Source organism: Cryobacterium sp. Sr8 (assembly GCF_004403225.1).
GTDB lineage: Bacteria > Actinomycetota > Actinomycetes > Actinomycetales > Microbacteriaceae > Cryobacterium > Cryobacterium psychrotolerans.
Genome location: NZ_SOHO01000011.1, coordinates 24,090 through 40,581, shown reverse-complemented (window position 1 = coordinate 40,581; position 16,492 = coordinate 24,090). Strand labels below are relative to the sequence as shown.

At 68.8% G+C, this 16,492-nt stretch carries 16 protein-coding genes; 7 read left to right on the top strand and 9 right to left on the bottom strand.

All coding sequences use genetic code 11. The annotated features are described in order from the left end of the window. The 6 genes from E3T54_RS01305 to E3T54_RS01280 all read right to left on the bottom strand — a co-directional run bounded on the left by E3T54_RS01305 (position 1) and on the right by E3T54_RS01280 (position 3,910). Positions 1-399, bottom strand: coding sequence for a zinc ribbon domain-containing protein YjdM (locus E3T54_RS01305; protein WP_134474230.1), 399 nt, complete (start codon positions 397-399; stop codon positions 1-3). Continuing rightward, entirely contained in the window at positions 396-821 is a 426-nt protein-coding gene (locus tag E3T54_RS01300) for a VOC family protein (RefSeq protein WP_134474229.1), read from the bottom strand. The genes E3T54_RS01305 and E3T54_RS01300 overlap by 4 nt, the downstream gene beginning before the upstream one ends. A 100-nt stretch (positions 822-921) precedes the next feature. Next, entirely contained in the window at positions 922-2,052 is a 1,131-nt protein-coding gene (locus E3T54_RS17170) for a PIG-L family deacetylase (protein ID WP_241976995.1), read from the bottom strand. Positions 2,053-2,139: 87 nt separating this feature from the next. Further along, on the bottom strand, positions 2,140-2,346 hold the full coding sequence (locus E3T54_RS01290) for a hypothetical protein (protein WP_134474228.1): 207 nt from the start codon (positions 2,344-2,346) through the stop codon (positions 2,140-2,142). After that, complete coding sequence (locus tag E3T54_RS01285; protein WP_134474227.1) at positions 2,343-3,170, bottom strand: cytochrome c biogenesis CcdA family protein; 828 nt, start codon at positions 3,168-3,170, stop codon at positions 2,343-2,345. Before E3T54_RS01285 ends, E3T54_RS01290 begins: the two co-directional genes overlap by 4 nt. Then, entirely contained in the window at positions 3,170-3,910 is a 741-nt protein-coding gene (locus E3T54_RS01280; RefSeq protein ID WP_134474226.1) for a thioredoxin domain-containing protein, read from the bottom strand. The genes E3T54_RS01285 and E3T54_RS01280 overlap by 1 nt, the downstream gene beginning before the upstream one ends. Before the next feature lie 68 nt (positions 3,911-3,978). Here E3T54_RS01280 and E3T54_RS01275 point away from each other — a divergent pair, with 68 nt between their 5' ends. The 4 genes from E3T54_RS01275 (at position 3,979) to E3T54_RS17640 (ending at position 7,637) form a co-directional block, all read left to right on the top strand. Next, on the top strand, positions 3,979-4,755 hold the full coding sequence (locus tag E3T54_RS01275) for a GntR family transcriptional regulator (protein ID WP_092321374.1): 777 nt from the start codon (positions 3,979-3,981) through the stop codon (positions 4,753-4,755). A 47-nt stretch (positions 4,756-4,802) separates the two neighbouring features. Continuing rightward, positions 4,803-5,810: a ferric reductase-like transmembrane domain-containing protein gene (locus tag E3T54_RS01270; RefSeq protein WP_134474225.1), complete on the top strand. Its 1,008-nt coding sequence runs from the start codon at positions 4,803-4,805 to the stop codon at positions 5,808-5,810. A 269-nt stretch (positions 5,811-6,079) separates the two neighbouring features. Beyond that, the gene (locus tag E3T54_RS01265) at positions 6,080-6,973 is read left to right on the top strand and encodes a hypothetical protein (RefSeq protein WP_134474224.1); all 894 of its coding nucleotides are present in this window, start codon (positions 6,080-6,082) and stop codon (positions 6,971-6,973) included. Continuing rightward, complete coding sequence (locus E3T54_RS17640; RefSeq protein ID WP_370254568.1) at positions 6,957-7,637, top strand: sortase domain-bontaining protein; 681 nt, start codon at positions 6,957-6,959, stop codon at positions 7,635-7,637. Before E3T54_RS01265 ends, E3T54_RS17640 begins: the two co-directional genes overlap by 17 nt. A 340-nt stretch (positions 7,638-7,977) precedes the next feature. On the opposite strand, the gene E3T54_RS01250 is transcribed toward E3T54_RS17640, so the two are convergent. Further along, positions 7,978-10,566, bottom strand: a complete 2,589-nt coding sequence (locus E3T54_RS01250; RefSeq protein ID WP_134474221.1) for an ATP-dependent Clp protease ATP-binding subunit — start codon at positions 10,564-10,566, stop codon at positions 7,978-7,980. Between the two features lie 176 nt (positions 10,567-10,742). After that, entirely contained in the window at positions 10,743-11,003 is a 261-nt protein-coding gene (locus E3T54_RS01245; protein WP_092321368.1) for a hypothetical protein, read from the bottom strand. 164 nt (positions 11,004-11,167) lie between these two features. On the opposite strand from E3T54_RS01245, the gene E3T54_RS01240 reads away from it, so the two are divergent. Continuing rightward, the gene (locus E3T54_RS01240) at positions 11,168-12,148 is read left to right on the top strand and encodes a 1-phosphofructokinase family hexose kinase (RefSeq protein ID WP_198414407.1); all 981 of its coding nucleotides are present in this window, start codon (positions 11,168-11,170) and stop codon (positions 12,146-12,148) included. Here the strand turns inward: E3T54_RS01240 and E3T54_RS01235 are convergent. Then, a complete protein-coding gene (locus E3T54_RS01235; RefSeq protein WP_134474220.1) occupies positions 12,145-14,373 on the bottom strand; it encodes an ATP-binding domain-containing protein in 2,229 nt (742 codons plus the stop codon). The two genes, E3T54_RS01240 and E3T54_RS01235, sit on opposite strands and share 4 nt — an antisense overlap. 110 nt (positions 14,374-14,483) lie before the next feature. Between E3T54_RS01235 and E3T54_RS01230 the strand changes: the two genes are divergently transcribed. Together E3T54_RS01230 and E3T54_RS01225 are read left to right on the top strand one after the other, a co-directional pair. Continuing rightward, positions 14,484-15,713, top strand: a complete 1,230-nt coding sequence (locus E3T54_RS01230; RefSeq protein WP_241976994.1) for a glycosyltransferase — start codon at positions 14,484-14,486, stop codon at positions 15,711-15,713. Continuing rightward, complete coding sequence (locus E3T54_RS01225) at positions 15,710-16,441, top strand: PIG-L deacetylase family protein (protein WP_134474219.1); 732 nt, start codon at positions 15,710-15,712, stop codon at positions 16,439-16,441. The genes E3T54_RS01230 and E3T54_RS01225 overlap by 4 nt, the downstream gene beginning before the upstream one ends. Positions 16,442-16,492: the final 51 nt, after the last annotated feature.

Genomic DNA, 16,492 nt, shown 5'->3' with positions numbered 1-16,492 from the left:
TCAGGCCTTTTTCACCACGCTGGACTTGAGCTGCAGGGCGACACCGTCGATCCGGCAGTCGATGTCGTGGTCGCCCACGCCGTCCACCAGCCGGATGCCGCGCACCTTCGTGCCCACCTTGATCACGGTGGAACTCCCCTTGGGCTTCAGGTCCTTGATCACGGTCACGTTGTCGCCGTCGGCCAGCGGCGTGCCATAGGCATCCGTGATGACGGTGTCCGCGGCCACTTCGGCTTCGGCCGGTTCCGGTGCCCACTCGTGCCCGCAGAGCGGGCAGACCAGAAGGGCCCCCATCTCGTAGGTGAGTTCGCTGGAACATTCAGGGCACGGAGGCAGGGAATCAGTCACCTTCCCAGAGTAGCGGGGGGGGCCCGGGACACGCAGCGAACGCCGGGTCATCCGTCGGCAGGTTCGCCGGCGATGTTGACCAGCCAGCTCACGCCGAACTTGTCCGTGCACATGCCGAAGGTGTCACCCCACGGCGCCTTCTCCAGGGGCATGGCGGCCGTGCCGCCATCGACGAGCTTGTCCCAGTAGCCGCGCAATTCGACCTCGTCGTCGCCGCTGAGGGACACCGCGTAATTGTTCCCGGGCGTGAGTTCCATGCTGTCCGGCGTATCCGCCGCCATCAGGGCCAGGCCCCAGTCGGTCTTCAACTGGGAGTGCATGATCTTGTCCTGCTCGGCCGGGTCTTCGCTGGCGTGGTATTCGCCGAAGGTGCTGTGCGTCACCTCGCCGCCGAAGACGGACTGGTAGAAGTCCATTGCCTGCCTGGCCGTGTCGCGAAAGCTGAGGTAGGGATTGAGAACGGTGTGGGTCATGATCGAATCCTCATTCTTCTCGGTTGTCCGGTTTCTGAGTCGATTATCTGCTCGTCCGGGCGTCCCCGCGAGTTCCGGCCGCCGTCACGGCGGCGGGGAATCACTCGGCCAGGCTGATCGTCACCTGGGGTGTTGTGACCAGGGTGTTGTGCACCGTGCAGTGCCCGGCGACGGCCAGGAGGGCGGCTCGGCGCTCGGGCGGCACCCCGTCCGGCAGCACGAGGCGCACCTCGATGCCGGACACCCGGGCGGGCCTGGACCCCATCTCGAAGCTGGTCTCCACGGCCAGCCCCTCGGTGGGCAGGTCGTGCCGGGCCAGGTAGCGGCGCGCGTAGAACGCGACGCACGACGCAAGGCTCGCGATGAACAGTTCCGTCGGCGTCGGGGCGGTGTCCTCCCCGCCGTCCTCACTGGGTTGATCGACGCGGACGACATGCCCGCGAATGCGAATGTCGAACTTATCCTCGCCGCGATGTTCAACCCGCACGGTTCGCGCGGCCGTGGCCGGCGCCGGCGCTGCCTCGCTCGCGCCCTGGGATCGCCGCAGCCAGCGCAGGCTCTCCGTGTCACCGAGGAGTTCCAGCCGACGCCACAGCACGCTGCCGGGCACGGCCTGACTGGCGTGGGCCCGGATCGCCACATTCTGACGTTGGCGCTCGACGCTCACCCGCACGTCGATGTCCTCGTCGGCGTGGCCGACGAAGGAGGCATCGAGCTCCTGGTTCAGTTGTTCCGCCACGACGGCCGGAAGAGTCCAGCCGAGGACCGGCAGGTTCAGGATCTCCGCCGCAGCCAGCGCCGCGGACGTTGCCGCAGCGTGGTCAGGGTGCCCGGTAACGCCGCTCGAGTCGAAGACCAGCAGCCCGTCCGCCCGGGCCGCCTCGGCTGCGCCGACGACGTCCGCGGCCACCTCGGTACGGCCCACCGTGCCCAGGGCGCCATCCGGATAGTGACAGAGGGTCGTTCGGCCGACGCCGAGCGCTGTGGCTGCCGCGTCGAGTTCCTCCGCCCGCACGGCTGACAGGTCGTCCGGGACACCCCGCAGCGTCGAGGCCTCGCCGTGGGTGAGACAGAGCAGCTCCACCGTGGCGCCTGCGCGGGTGAACGCGGCCAGGACAGCGCCCAGGCCGAACGACTCGTCGTCGGGATGCGCCACCACCGCAAGCACCGATTTCCACGCCGGCAGCTGGTCCGCGCTCTCGCCCGTGTTCCTCAGATTGTCAACGTTCATCGTGCTCCTTCACTCCGGGCGGCTTCGTCCCTCAACGCCCACCGGTATAGGGGGCCCCGGCGGGCACCGAGACTTCTGCCAGCCTACTCAGACTCGAACGTAGGCCCAGCTGTCGAACTGCCGTGCGGCCAGGTGTCCGACTGGCCGCAAGAAGGCGACGCACGGGCCCTGGACGACGAGTTCAATCTGCACGGCCGGCAGGGAGGCCCGGGCATTCCGCGCGGCCCGGATTCCGGCCTGGATCCCCGCCGCGTCTGCGCCGCTGACGTGGAGGAGCATTCCCCTGTCGTTCATCGGTGGTCCTGTCCGGACCGCGCCCGCGTGCGCAGGTAGTAGATCCCGGCGACGACGACCAGGAGGACGATCGCCACCAGGCCGAAGAGCAGGTTGGACACCCCCGATGAGAGCGTCAGGACAAAGGATTCGGCGGCGAACTGATCGCCGATGGTCAGGAAGCCGCCGAGGCTCGCCGTGCCGTCGGTGAGCAGCAGCAGTACGCCGATCCCGATGGACAGCAGACCCGACACGATCAGCAACCACGAGTTCTGCCACCGTCCGACCTGGAGCATGCGCGGCCTCAACCAGCCGCGTTGGGTGATCTTCAGGCGGTCCCAGACGAGCGCGAGCAGGAACAGGGGGACGGTCATGCCGAGCGCGTAGACGGCCAGCAGAATTCCCCCATACGCGGCATTTCCGCCGACGGCGGCGACCGTGAGGACCGACCCGAGGATGGGGCCCGCGCATACCCCGGCGACACCGTAGACCGCTCCGAGCAGGAACACAGAGGCCGATGACGTGCCCTCTGCCGTTGCACCCCGGGTGAACGCGGGCATCCTGATGCCAACAACCTGGATGATGCCCAGCCCGATGATGAGTGCCGCAGCGACCATCACCATCTCGGAGCGGTGCTGGAACAGGAACGCACCGAGCGTCCCGGCCAGGACGCCGATCGGCACGAGCGTGGTGATCAGCCCGAGGTAGAACAGGCCCGTGCGGCCCAGGAGCTTTGCGGGTGTTGAAAATGCGTAGGCGAAGAACGCGGGAAGGAGCATGACCGAGCACGGACTGAGCAGGGTCAGGACGCCGCCGATCAGGGCGCCCGCGTAGCCGATGTCCACTACTTCGCCGCTTCCTCGAGTTCGCGGTCTATGGCCTGGCGGAAGGCCGCCAGGGGCTGTGCTCCCGTGATGGGCGTGTCGTTGACCAGGAACAGGGGCGTTCCGGTCGCGCCAATCGACTGCGCCTCGGCCGTGTCGTCGGTGACGAGCTTCAGGAGTGCGGGGTCGCTCAGGTCGCTCTCGAACCGAGCCATGTCGGGCACGCCGACGTCCCGGCCGATTTGGAGCAGGCGCTCGCGCGGAAGGTCGATATGGGCTCTCTCCGGGGCGTCCTTGAAGATGGCGTCGGTGTACTCCCAGAAGAGGCCCTGGTTGCCGGCTGCCCGGCCGGCCACGGCCGCGTCGATGGATTGCTGCCCGAACACCGTGAGGTCACGCCATTCGAAGCGCACCTGCCCATTCGTCACGTACTCGTCCACGAGAAGCGGCATGGTGTCGCGCGCGAACACGGCGCAGAAGGGGCATCGATAGTCCGAGTACTCCACGATGACGACGGGTGCATCGGTGGCCCCGAGCGCGGTCGGATCACCCTCGATCCGACGCGCCATGTCGATCAGCGGTTCGTCCGAGCCCTGCCCACTCGCGTCGCTCGCGGCCGGATCCGTCCCCGCCGTGCCGGACTGCGCCGCGAAGCCGACTCCGACCACGACCGCCAACCCGACAACTGCGAGGATGAGGTAGATGAGACCACGTCGCCGGGACCTGCCTGATGGCGTGCGCTTCGGTTGCTCAGACTCCATGGCTTGCGCCTTCCGGTTGATCGACGGGACTATTACAATGTATATACATTTCACCGGAAAGGACAACCGTGTCAGGACATCGTGAGGCTGCTGCCAGGCTCCTCGCCGGCGACGGCGCGCACGACGCCGGCCCCCGGCCGCCGCTCTGGCGAAGGATCAGCGCCGATCTCGCGGCTCGCGTTGCCGAGGGCGAGTACGGCGACGGCTTTCCGGGCGAAGTCGAACTCGCCCAGACCTACGGCGTCAGCCGCGGCACGATCCGGAACGCCCTCCGACCCTTGCGGGAGACAGGGTCGGTCACCGCCCAACGCGGCAGGAAGCCTCGGGTGGTGATGGGTGGGCACGGGAGTGCCTTCGGACCCGTCTCCAGCCTGTTCGCGTCGGTGCAGGCATCCGGAATGACCCAGCGGAGCATTGTGCTTGCGCGCCGGGTCGTCACCGATCCGACCACCGCCGCGCTCCTGAGCCTGCCGCCGACGGAGGAGTTGCTCTTCTTGTCGCGTTTGCGACTCGCCGACGAGCAGCCGCTCGCGGTCGACAACGTGTGGCTCCCGGCCCGGCGGGTCGCTGCCCTGCTCGAGGTCGACTTCGCCGACACCGCGCTGTACAAGGAACTGCGGGAACGCTGTGGCATCACGCTGGACGGCGGCCAGGAAGAGCTTCGCGCGGACACCGCGACGGCAGTGGACGCCGAACGCCTCGGCTGCGCCGTCGGCGCCCCGATGTTTCGGATCCAGAGGATCGGCTACCACCAGGGAACTGCGATCGAACTGCGCTGCAGCCATATCCTGGGCGACCGATATGCCGTGACGGCCACCTTCGGCGACGGAGTGCCCGCCGCCTGACCCGCCTCGGCGCCCGCCTGGAACGAGCGGGCGTAGTCTGCGAAGAAATGACCGAGAAAAGCGCCGCTCGTTTCGCTCCGGTGACGCACACCAGCGATTCGATCCCGCACGCCACCACCTATCGGCGGCGCCTGCGTCGGATCGATTCCCTGGAGGGCCTGGCCTGGTTCTCGGTCGCTGTCGTACTGGCCCTCTTCCTGGCGGATGGCGGCGTGTCGTACTTCACGAACCTCCGCGACATCCCGACCGGAGCGGGCATCGTCGCGGGCCTCGTGGCCGGCGATCTCCTTCTCATCATGCTTCTCCTTGCGGCTCGCCTCCCGGTCATCGATCGGGCGATCGGCTATGACCGGGCGCTCGCGGCCCATCGCCGACTCGGCAAACCGGTGCTCTACCTGGTGCTCGCGCACACGGTCCTGCTCCTCCTCGGCTACCGCCTGGCCCTGGGACAGGATCCGGTGACCCAGGCCATCGCCATGGTCACCACCATGCAGGACATGCCGCAGGCCTTCATCGCCCTGGCCCTCTTCGTGCTCGTGGTCACGACATCGCTCGTGATCGTGCGCCACCGACTGCCGTACTTTGGCTGGTACTCCGTGCACCTGCTGGCCTATGCGGCCGTGCTGCTCGCTCTCCCCCATCAGTTCGCGCAGGGGGAACGCTGTGCGCGGGTCCGGCTAGTCCGCGGGATCGGCGACGGCACCGGGATGTTCGGCGGCCAGCTGATCCAAGGCATCAATCCCGCCGGCAAGGTATCCCGCCCAGCTCGGGCCGGTGCGTCCGGGCGCGCCGGTCTCCGCCGCCCAGCGGGCACGGATGTCCGCGAGGACCAGCCGGCTGCCGGATTCATCGTCCGGCACAATGGGCAGGCGTCGGATGGCCCGTCGCACCTCGGCCAGGGCCGCCGCCATCCCCTCGTAGTACTTCGTGGCGGGCACCGGCGCCCCCCTGGAGAGAGAACAAAGCGACTGGCCGCCAGTAGTGGCGGACAGTCGCTCGAGCGCCTCGCTTTCGCGGGCGCGGATGGATGCGTTGAGCATCCTCTTACTTCTTAGTTGCAGGTGCAGCGCTGGGCGGGCGGAACGTCAGCCATGACGCTGGCGACGTGCTCGCCGCATCCGGCCCAGGTGATTTTGGCGCAAACATTGCAACGGACGGGACTGCACATAGGTTTCTCCTTCAGTGGTCTAACGGTCGAGACAAGCATACCCCCCGGGGTATCAAATAGCCAGCGACACGGCCGGCCTGGCTCGGCAACGGGCCGCTGCGTGCTAGCGTCGAGGCCTACCTTAGGAGTGCTGTGCTAACAGCTTCGTCGATCCCTGTGCGTGCACGCACCCCCCTCCTGTCCTCGCTGGCGAGGGCCTCCGTCCTGGTCGCGGCGCTTGCCATCGCTGTCGTGGGCCTCACCCTCGCTCCTTCGGAGAAAGCGTCCGCGCAGGACTTCGCCCAGTGCGACAGCGTCCACAACACCCCGGGCCTGGAACTCATCTGCGACGTGACCGTGGAGAACAACCTGAACCTGACCACCGGGGTGGAGAGCTCCACTGTCACGACCACGGTGTGCGAAGGGGCCAATGGGGCGTCCAAGTGCGGCCCTGCCTCAACCGAGTCCTTCGACACACTCACCAGCAACGTCAGCCAGTGCAACTACGCCCTGAACGGCGGCGGCGGCAACCTGGATTGCACCGTGACCGTGGTCAACAACATCACCGGTGCGGCTGAGAAGGACCAGGCTCCGACCGGCGCAACGGTCAACCAGTGTGTCGGCTCCGCAACCGGCGGCGGCACGGCGATGATCTGCGACCCGTTCCCGGCCGCAACATCCAGCGCGACGATCACGCAGTGCAACGATTCCGCAATCGGCGGCGGCGGCGCGACCGGCGTCATCTGCACCGTGCACCCGTCAACCCAGAGCGCGCTGCTCCCGGTCACGATCAACCAGTGCAACAACTCGGCCAACGGCGGCGGAGCCAGCGTCACCTGCGATGCGACGCTGACGAACAACTTCCTCAGCGGGGCAGCGACTCCCGAGGAGACCACTCCGGTCGCGCCGCTGAAGAACACCCTGCACGACTCCCTGACGGACGGATTCGGCCTGCCCGGCACCAACGGCAGCCAGGGAACGTTCCTCCTCGGAGGCGGCGTCCTCATGCTGCTCGCCGGCGGCCTGCTGACCGCAGCGTTCGCTACCCGCAAGGCTGGCGCCCGTCGCTAGAAAAGCCCTGCTCGTCGGCACGGCGGCGCTGCTCTGTGCAGTAGCCGTCGGCTGGCTTGGCTTCAGCCTGGCGGACACGGATGCGGGGACTCCCGCCCCCGTCCGCCGGACCCCCGTCGCGGCGGCGCCCTCGGCGTCGCCCACGGGGTCGCCCACGGCAGCCCCTGCCGCCGACCTCGTCATCGCCTCCTCGGCGCCTCTGCGACTCCGCGTCCCCGTCATCGGAGTGGACGGCGCCGTGTCGGAGTATTCCCAGCAGATGATCGACGACCGCGGGGGCTTCGATCCGCCCGAGCTGTCGACCATCTCGTGGGACACGACCATCACCGGCGGGACCGCGGGAACGGACTCGATCAACACGGTCTACCTGTACGGACATTCCTGGGTCGACGAGGCCGTCTTCAACGGCATCAGAGTAATGAAGGCCGGAGACGTTGCGGGCATCGACACCGCCAACGGCACCCTGTGTTACGTCACGCAGAAGACACTCACGCTCAACAAGGCGGAGTACAAGAACAACGACGAGATGACGGATGCGATCCCCAACCGCCTGGTGCTCGTCAGCTGCTACCGACCCGTCGGCTACGATCCGAATTCCGCCACAATGGAGAACGTCGTGGCCGTGCTGCAACTCGACCAGGCCGCGACCAGCTCCGGCTGCTGATCCTGCTCGAACCGGCCCGTAGAGCAATCTCGATACCCCATGGGGTATAGTCGGCTTTGACAGCTTGACGAAAGGAACATCGGATGTGCCGAGCAGTGACGTGTAAGAAGTGTGGCAAGACGACCTGGGCGGGCTGCGGTCAGCATGTCGACCAGGTCATGCGAGGCGTGTCCAGCGCGCAGAAGTGCCGCGGGCACGAGAATGACCCCGCGCCTGCCGGAAACTTCTTCACCCGGCTGTTCTCCCGCTGAGTCCTGCGGCCGCCACGGCGGCCCGGATCAACCAAAGCCGGGAACATACCGTCACGGTATGTTCCCGGCTTCTTGTTTTCCCTCGCGGTCTACGCCGCCAGGGGCATCCGTTCCGTGCCCGCGTCGATGCGCAGCGAGTCACCGTCGACGGAGACCGTGACCTGCCCGCCCTCCCGCAGCTCGGAGGCGACCAGGAGATCGGCGATCCGGTCGTCCAGCTCGCGCTGGATCACCCGGCGCAGGGGCCGGGCCCCGTACTCCGGTTCGTAGCCGCGGTCGGCGATCCAGCCGACCGCATCATCGCTCACCGTGAGGCCGATGCCCTGGGACTGCAGGCGCGACTCGGTCTGTCCCAGCAGGAGCCGCACGATCCGGTGCAACTGTTCCCGGTCGAGCTTGCGGAAGAGGACGATCTCATCGATCCGGTTGAGGAACTCCGGGCGCATGGCCTCGCGGAGCTTGCCCATGACCCGGTCGCGCAGCGCCTTCTCAGAACCGAAACCGTTCCCGGCTCCGTCGGTTTCCGTGGTGAAACCGAGGGCGCCGCTCCGACTCGCGAGGAACTCCGACCCGATGTTCGAGGTCATGATGACCACCGTGTTGCGGAAGTCCACCGTGCGCCCCTGCCCATCGGTCAGGCGCCCGTCATCGAGCACCTGCAGCAGCAGGTTGAACACGTCGGGGTGCGCCTTTTCCACTTCGTCGAGCAACACGACCGAGTACGGGTTGCGCCGCACGCGTTCGGTGAGCTGCCCGGCCTCGTCGTAGCCGACGTACCCGGGTGGAGCCCCGACGAGCCGGCTCACGGTGTGCCGTTCGCCGAATTCGCTCATATCGAAGCGCAGCATCGCATTCTCGTCGCCGAACAACGATTCGGCCAGGGCCTTGGCGAGCTCGGTCTTGCCGACGCCGGTCGGTCCGAGGAACAGGAAGCTTCCGACGGGCCTGCGGGCGTCTCCCATGCCGGTGCGGTTGCGCCGCACGGCCTTGGCGATCACCGTCACCGCGTCATCCTGACCGATGACCCGCTCGTGCAGGTCGTCTTCCAGCCGGCCCAGGCGTTCGCGGTCGCCCGCGGTGAGCCGGCTGGCCGGGATGCCCGTGGCCCGGGCGATGATCTCGGCGATCTGCGCGTCTCCGACGACCGCCGGTCCAATCCCGGTCGGTGGCGCCTGGGAGTCCGAGGCATCCGCGACAGGTGCCGACTCGGCGGACGCGATCTTCCCCTGGACGCCCTCCATTTCGTCGCGCAGCCGCGACGCCTCTTCATAGTGCTCCGCAGCGACGGCTGCGCTCTTGGCTGTCTCGAGGGCCGCGAGTTGCTCGCGCAACGCGGCCGGATCGACGCGCACGCCCCGCTTCAGCCGCAGGCGCGCGCCGGCCTGGTCGATGAGGTCGATGGCCTTGTCCGGCAGGAAGCGGTCGGTGATGTAGCGCGCCGACATCTCGACCGCGGCACGGATCGCCTCGGCGGTGTACAGAACACCGTGGTGCTGCTCGTAACGGCCCTGCAGCCCGGCGAGGATCTGCACGGCATCCTCGATGCTCGGCTCCCCCACCCGTACCGGCTGGAAGCGTCGTTCCAGCGCCGGGTCCTTCTCGACCTTGCGGTATTCCTTCAGGGTGGTGGCCCCGACCACGTGCAGTTCTCCGCGGGCCAGGCGCGGCTTCAGGATGTTGCCGGCATCCATGCCGCCCTCGCCGGCGCCGCCGGCACCGACGACGGTGTGCAGTTCGTCGATGAACACGATGAGTTCGTCCGTGCGAGCGCTGATCTCATCCATCAGGCCGGTCAGGCGTTCTTCGAAATCGCCGCGGTAGCGGGTACCGGCGACCATGGCGGCAAGGTCGAGCGCGATCACACGCTTTCCCCGCAGCTGTTCGGGGACCTGGCCGTCGACGATCGCCTGCGCGAGGCCTTCGACGATGGCGGTCTTGCCCACGCCGGCCTCGCCGATCAGCACCGGGTTGTTCTTGGTGCGCCGCGAGAGGATCTCGATGGTCTGCTCAATCTCGTCCGAGCGGCCGATCACCGGGTCGAGTTCGCCCGCGCGGGCCCGCGCGGTGAGGTCCGTGCCGTAGCTGTCGAGCATCGGCGTGTCGGAGTTCTCGGATGCCGCCGGCCGGCTCGTGACCGTGTCACCCGCCTGGTCCTCGCCCGCGCCGGCCTGCAGCGATTCCGGCGTCACCCCGGCGGCGGCCAGGACCTGCCCCGCGGGCGCATCCTGGTTCACGACGAATGCGTAGAACAGGTGCTCGGGGTCGATGTAGGTCGAGCCGAAGGCGCGCGCGACCTGGTGGGCATCAAGCAGTGCGCGCTGGGCCGAGTGCGTGAGCGACGGCGCGGCCGCCGACCGCTGGGCCGACGTTTCCGGCAGACGCTGCTCGACAGCCTTCGCTATGGCCGCGGGGTCCGCCCCGGTGCGCCGGATGGCGTCGGAGGCGGGCGTCTGCGGGGCCATGACCCTGAGGATGTGCAGGGCGTCGACGTCGGGGTGGCCGTGGTCGATCGCGAATTGGGCGGCCTGGGCGAGCACCTCGTGCGTGCGGCGGCTGAGCAGCCGGGTGATGTCGATGGGACGCCCGGCCTGAGCCGCGCGCTGACCCTGAAGGTAGCGGGCGATGAATTCGTCGAACGAACCCTCGCCTGACCCTGCCGGACCGAAGAATATGGGCATCTGACCTCCTGGGACGTGAAACTTGAGTTGCCTTGACTCAAGTTAACGTCGCAGGCGGCGTTTCATTCCCGACGCACAATCTTCCGGAACCCGGGACGTGGCTGGACCGGCGGGCCCAGCAAATGAGAAATCGCCCCCGAGCATCCTCGGGGGCGACTTCGCTCATGCTGCGGCGCCTAGGCGATCACCGCTTCGTTCATGCGTGCTCTCATCCCCTGCGCGAGAGTCTCCGCGGCTCGCGTGAACGAGGAGAAGTAGGTCCTTTCCCGCCACCGGTCGAGGCTCATCACCTCGAAAAAGGCTCCAACTTGCCGGATGAAGCCGAGAATCGCCGCAGGAGTCTGCTCCGCAACGCCCTGGGCGCTCACGCGCCATTCGGTCGGGGAGATCTCCACGATTTCAAGATCAGATCCGTTCGCAAAAACATTGCCATCCATGACGCCTCCGGTTTGTTGGTGAAATCAAGTACACAAGATGCCGATGAGGCGAACAAGGGGCTTGACGATGGCGTCACGATCCCCCAAGGTGAGATTTGCTCGCACACTGATGGGGCGCTGGACTCGCGATCCCGGAGCCCTCGAAACGGATGGAGGACCCGGTCATGGCTGCATCCTGGCCCACGTCGATGCGGCCGATCCTCACCGTCACCGTGAACCCGGCCCTCGACGTCAGCACCTCCATCGACGAGGTGACCAACGACCAGAAGCTGCGCTGCGGCCCGACCCGACTCGACCCGGGCGGCGGCGGGGTCAACGTGGCCCGGGTGGTGCAGCGGCTCGGCGGGCAGGCGCTCGCGGTCTATGCCGTGGGCGGTCCCACCGGGGAGGCCTACCGCCAGCTGATCGAAGCCGAACGAGTGCCGGCGGTGGCGGTGCCGATAGCCGGGAGCACGCGAGAGAGCTTCACGGTGGACGAGTCGTCCACGGACAAGCAGTATCGCTTCGTGCTGCAGGGGCCCGAGCTGAGTGAAGCCGAGTGGCGTGCCTGCCTGGCGGCCGTCGAGGAGGCGATCCCGGCGGCCGGGTACGTGGTCGCCAGCGGCAGCCTCCCGCCGGGGGTTCCCCACGATTTCTACGCGCGGGTGGCCAGCCTGGCTCGCGCACGCGATGCGCGATGCCTGCTGGATGCCTCCGGTCCGGCGCTGGCCGAAGCCCTCGCGGAAGGAGTGTTCCTGGTCAAACCCAGCCGGCGGGAACTGGCTGAGCACATGGGTGCGCCGCTCGACTCCGAGCAGAGCCAGGTCGAGGCGGCTTCCGCCCTCGTCGCCCAGGGTTCGGCGGAATTCGTCGCCCTCTCGCTGGGTGCGGCGGGAGCCGTGCTCGCCTCGTCAACCGGGATCCTCCGTCTCCCCGTGCCGCGCGTGCGCGTGCGGAGCACCGTGGGGGCCGGCGACAGTTTCGTCGGCGCGTTCGTGCTGCGGATGGCGCAGGGTCATGAGCCGGAGTCGGCCTTCCGCTCTGCCGTTGCCGCCGGAACGGCCACCACGATGACGCCGGGAACCGAACTGTGCCACCGGGACGACGTCGAACGCCTGGAAGCGGAACTCGCTGCCCTGGCGGATCGGACGGCCCAGTCGGTCTAGAAACCGGCCGGCAGCGGCCCGTCGGAGACCAGGTACAGGCGTTGCGTTGACCGGGTCATCGCCACGTACAGGGCGCCGGCGCCGCGCTCGGATGCCGCGACGATGGCCGTCGGATCGACCACGATCACCGCATCGAACTCGAGCCCCTTGGCGTCCCGCGGGGTGAGCAGCGCGATGTCGCGCGTGAGGCCGGCCGGCCCGCGGCCCACCAGGCCGTCGAATTCGGCGGCCAGCGCTTCGTGCAGGGCATCGATGGCGGCGTCGACGACGATCACGGCGAGGGTCCCGCCGGCCTCGAGGGCGCGGTCGCGACGGATGGCCTCGGCGACATCCGTCACCGTCTCCACCGGCCATTCGCTCGCGCGCACCGCGCGGGACGGCGTGATCGGCAAGTCGTGCGCCATCGCCACGGTCTCGGCGACCTGGGCGATCTGGCTCGGGGTCCGGTAGTTCACGGTGAGCTCCTCGAGACGCCAGCGGTCGGCTTCGAGCGACGACTGCAGGACGGGTCTGAGCGCGTCCTTCCAGCTGCCGGCCGACGCCGCCGACGCCGCCTGGGCGATGTCGCCGACGATCGTGAACGACCGGAGCGGACCGCGGCGCAAGACAAGCCGCCACTGCATCGGAGAGAGCTCCTGGGCTTCGTCGATCACGACATGGCCGTAGGTCCAGCTGCGGTCCAGCGCGGCGCGTTCCGCCGTCGTCGCCCGGTCGCCCAGTTCGGCGAAGTTGTCGGCGAGCGCCTTCGCGTTGACGAGCCCCTTCACCTTCATATTCGAGATGGCCAGTTCGGCGTTCTCGATGTCGCGCGCCCGCTGTTCCTTTTGCGCTCGCTTCGCGGCCGCGTCGACGACGTTGTACTCGCCGAGATACTCGGCCGCCTCGTCGAGCAGGGGGATGTCGGCGATCGTGAACTCGGCGTCGCGGGGGCGTTGCAGGAGCGCGCGCTGCTCGGGCTTCCAGCGCGGGGTCAGCTGGGCGAGCCACTGCGGGCGTGCGTACAGGTCCTGCAGCAGCTTCTCCGGCGTGAGCGGCAGCCAGGCCGTGTTCAGGGCCACCCGCACGTCGTCGGCCAGGCGGAGGTCCTCGCGCAGCATGGGCAGGTCTGTGTCGTCCATCGACCGGCCCTGCGCCTGCAGCTGCGCGAGCCACTCGCGAGAGAGGGCGTTCAGCGCGCTCTTCACGAAGGCGACGCGGGCTTCGTTGTGCGGCTTGCCGCCCACCCGGGCGCGATGGATGGCGTTCTCGATCAGCTGCGGCTGCAGGGTCAGCCGGTCGCCGTTGACGATGAGCTGCTGCGGGGCTGCGGGCACACGCTGGCGGGATCTCACCGCGCGGGCGATGAGATCCGCCATGAAGGTCTGGCCCTTGAGTGCGGCCACGGCCGGGGCGTCCTCGCGGGTCGCCTCGACGCCGGGGTAGAGCTGGCCGACCGAGGCCAGTACCACGCCGGTTTCGCCCAGCGACGGCAGGACGGCCTCGATGTACTGCAGGAAGGACGGGGACGGGCCGACGATGAGCACACCGGAGTTCTTCAGACGATCGCGGTGCGTGTAGAGCAGGTACGCCGCGCGGTGCAGGGCCACGGCTGTCTTGCCGGTGCCGGGCCCCCCTTGCACGACGAGGACACCCTTGAGGTCGGAGCGGATGATCCGGTCCTGCTCGGCCTGGATGGTGGAGACGATGTCGGACATGTGCCCGGTGCGCTGCGCGGTCAGGGCGGCGAGCAGGGCACCCTCGCCCTGGTGGTGCGAGGGCGCATCGTGCTCCAGCAGCTCGGCGTCGAGGATCTCGTCTTCGATCCGGATGATCCGGCGCCCCTTGGACAGCAGGTGGCGGCGGGCCCGTGCCCCGAGCGGCGTCGCGGCGGTGGCCTGGTAGAACGCGCTCGCCTGCGGCACGCGCCAGTCTAGGAGCAGGGGGCTCAGGTCTTCGTCGCGCAGGCCGACCCGTCCGATGTAGCGGTAGACCGGTTCGCCGCTCTCGTCGGGTGCGGTCTCCAGCCGGCCGAAGGCGAGGCGGTCGTCCACCTCGCGCAGCTGCACGATCCGGTCTTCATACAGGCGGGCGAACGTGTCGCGCTCGGAACGAGACTGGTGGTTGCCGCCGACATTGAGCATGCGCACGGCCGTGAGCTGCTGCTCGGCCTCACGCTGCAACGCGTCCAGCCGCGCGTACAGCGTCGCGACATAGTCCTGTTCCCGCTGCAGTTCCTGGTCGACCACTCACACACCCCTTCAAATCCAACCTTTGAGTTTACTCGCCTTCGCGCCGAACCCCGGACAGCCCCTCTGCGGGCCGGGTGATTCACACCCCCATCGGTTAAGATTCCCGGGTGCTCCACTCCCCCGCTCCCTTGCGCATCGCACTCGTCAGCCTGCACACCTCGCCGGCCGCCGAGCCCGGCTCGGGCGATGCCGGCGGCATGAATGTCGTCGTGCGCCACCAGGCCGAGGCGATGGCGTCGCTGGGTCACACCGTCGACATCCTCACCCGCCGTTCGTCGTTCGAGGCGCCGGGCGACCAGCAGCTCACGCCCGGGGTCACGCTGCGCTTCCTCGACGCGGGACCGGCCGAACCGGTGGCCAAGGGCGACCATGAGGCGTTCATCGATGAGTTCCGGATACGCATGGCCGCGCTGGGACCGTACGACCTCATCCACTCGCACCACTGGTTCTCGGGCATGGCGGCGCTCCCCCTCGCCCGCCAATTCGGGATTCCGCATGTGCAGAGCTTTCACAGCATTGCCGCCGACGAGTCGACGCCGCTGTCCTGGGGCGAACGCGCGGAATCCGCGGGGCGCATGATGGGTGAGGTCTGGCTGGCCCGGGAGTCGGATGCCGTCGTGGCGATCAGCGACGCGGAGGCAGCGACCGTCGTGGAACGCCTCGGCGGCGAAGCGGATCGCATCGCGGTCGTGCCGCCCGGGGTGGACGGCACGCTGTTCACTCCGGCAGTCGAACCGCCGCACGGCCGCGGCTACGCCGTCGTCGCCGCGCGCCTGCAACCGTTGAAGGGCCTTGACCTCGCGATCGAAGCGATCGCGGCCGTGCCGGAGCCTCTCCGGCCCGAACTCGTCATCGCCGGCGACGCCTCGTCCGATTTCGACGGCTACGTGGAGGAGCTCCGGGCGCTCGCCGCCGGCCGCGGGATCGGGGCCGGGGTGCGCTTCGTCGGCCCGCAGCCCCGCACCGACCTGGCCGCGCTGCTGCGCGGCGCCCGCGTGGTGCTCATCCCCTCGCACTCTGAGACGTTCGGGCTCGTTGCCCTGGAAGGCGCGGCGAGTGGCGTGCCCGTCGTCGCCGCGGCATCCGGGGGCTTGCGGGAAGCCGTCGTCAACGGCGAGACGGGCCTGGTCGTCGAGTCGCGCGACCCCGCCGCGTGGGCCGGGGCCATCACCAGGATCCTGGCGGACCCGGGGCTGGCCCGGCGGCTGTCCCTGGCCGCCCGCGACCGCGCCGAACACTTCGACTGGCTGCGTTCCGCCGAAGGCCTGCTGGCCGTGTACGCCGCCCTCCTCCGGCCGGGCCCGACCGGCGTGCGGCACACGCTCGCCCGCGCATGAGCATTCTCGACGCCGCGCCGTCGGTTCTGTTCGTGCACGCGCATCCCGACGACGAGACGATTTCAACGGGGGTGCTCATCGCCGAGCTGGTCACGCGCGGCACCAGGGTTTCGCTGCTGACCGCAACGCGAGGCGAACGAGGCGAAGTGGTGCGGGGGCCGCTGTCGGCCCTCGCGGGTACGGATGCGCTCACCCGAGAACGCGAACGCGAACTGCAGCGTGCCGCGGACACCCTCGGCATCGCCCGGCGGTTCTGGCTCGGCGATCCTCCGGCGCGCGCGGACGGCCTCGCGCCTCGACGCTACCGCGATTCGGGAATGACCTGGATCCGACCCGGACTTGCCGGACCCGCGGAGGACACCGACGACGACGCCCTGGTGCGAACGGCGCTGGGCGAGGTGACGGATGATGTCGCCGCCCTCATCGTGCACCTGCGCCCGACACTGGTGATCAGCTACGACAGCGGCGGAGGCTACGGCCACCCCGACCACGTGCGCATGCACGAGGCCGCGCTGGCGGCCGCCCGAGCCCACGGCACCCCGTTCGCCGAAATCGTGCACACCCCCGGCCTCGAAACCGAGTGGTTCGGCCTCGACGCGCACGTCGGAACCGTGACGGCGGCCTTGCGGTGCCACGCCAGCCAGCTCACCGTCCACGGTTCCGACATCGTGCACTCCGGAGGGCAGAGGGAGCCCATCACGACATCCGTCGGCTTGCGCCTGCTCTGAGTTAGTCGGTGTCGATGTTAGTCGGTGTCGATGTTAGTCGGTGTCGATCGG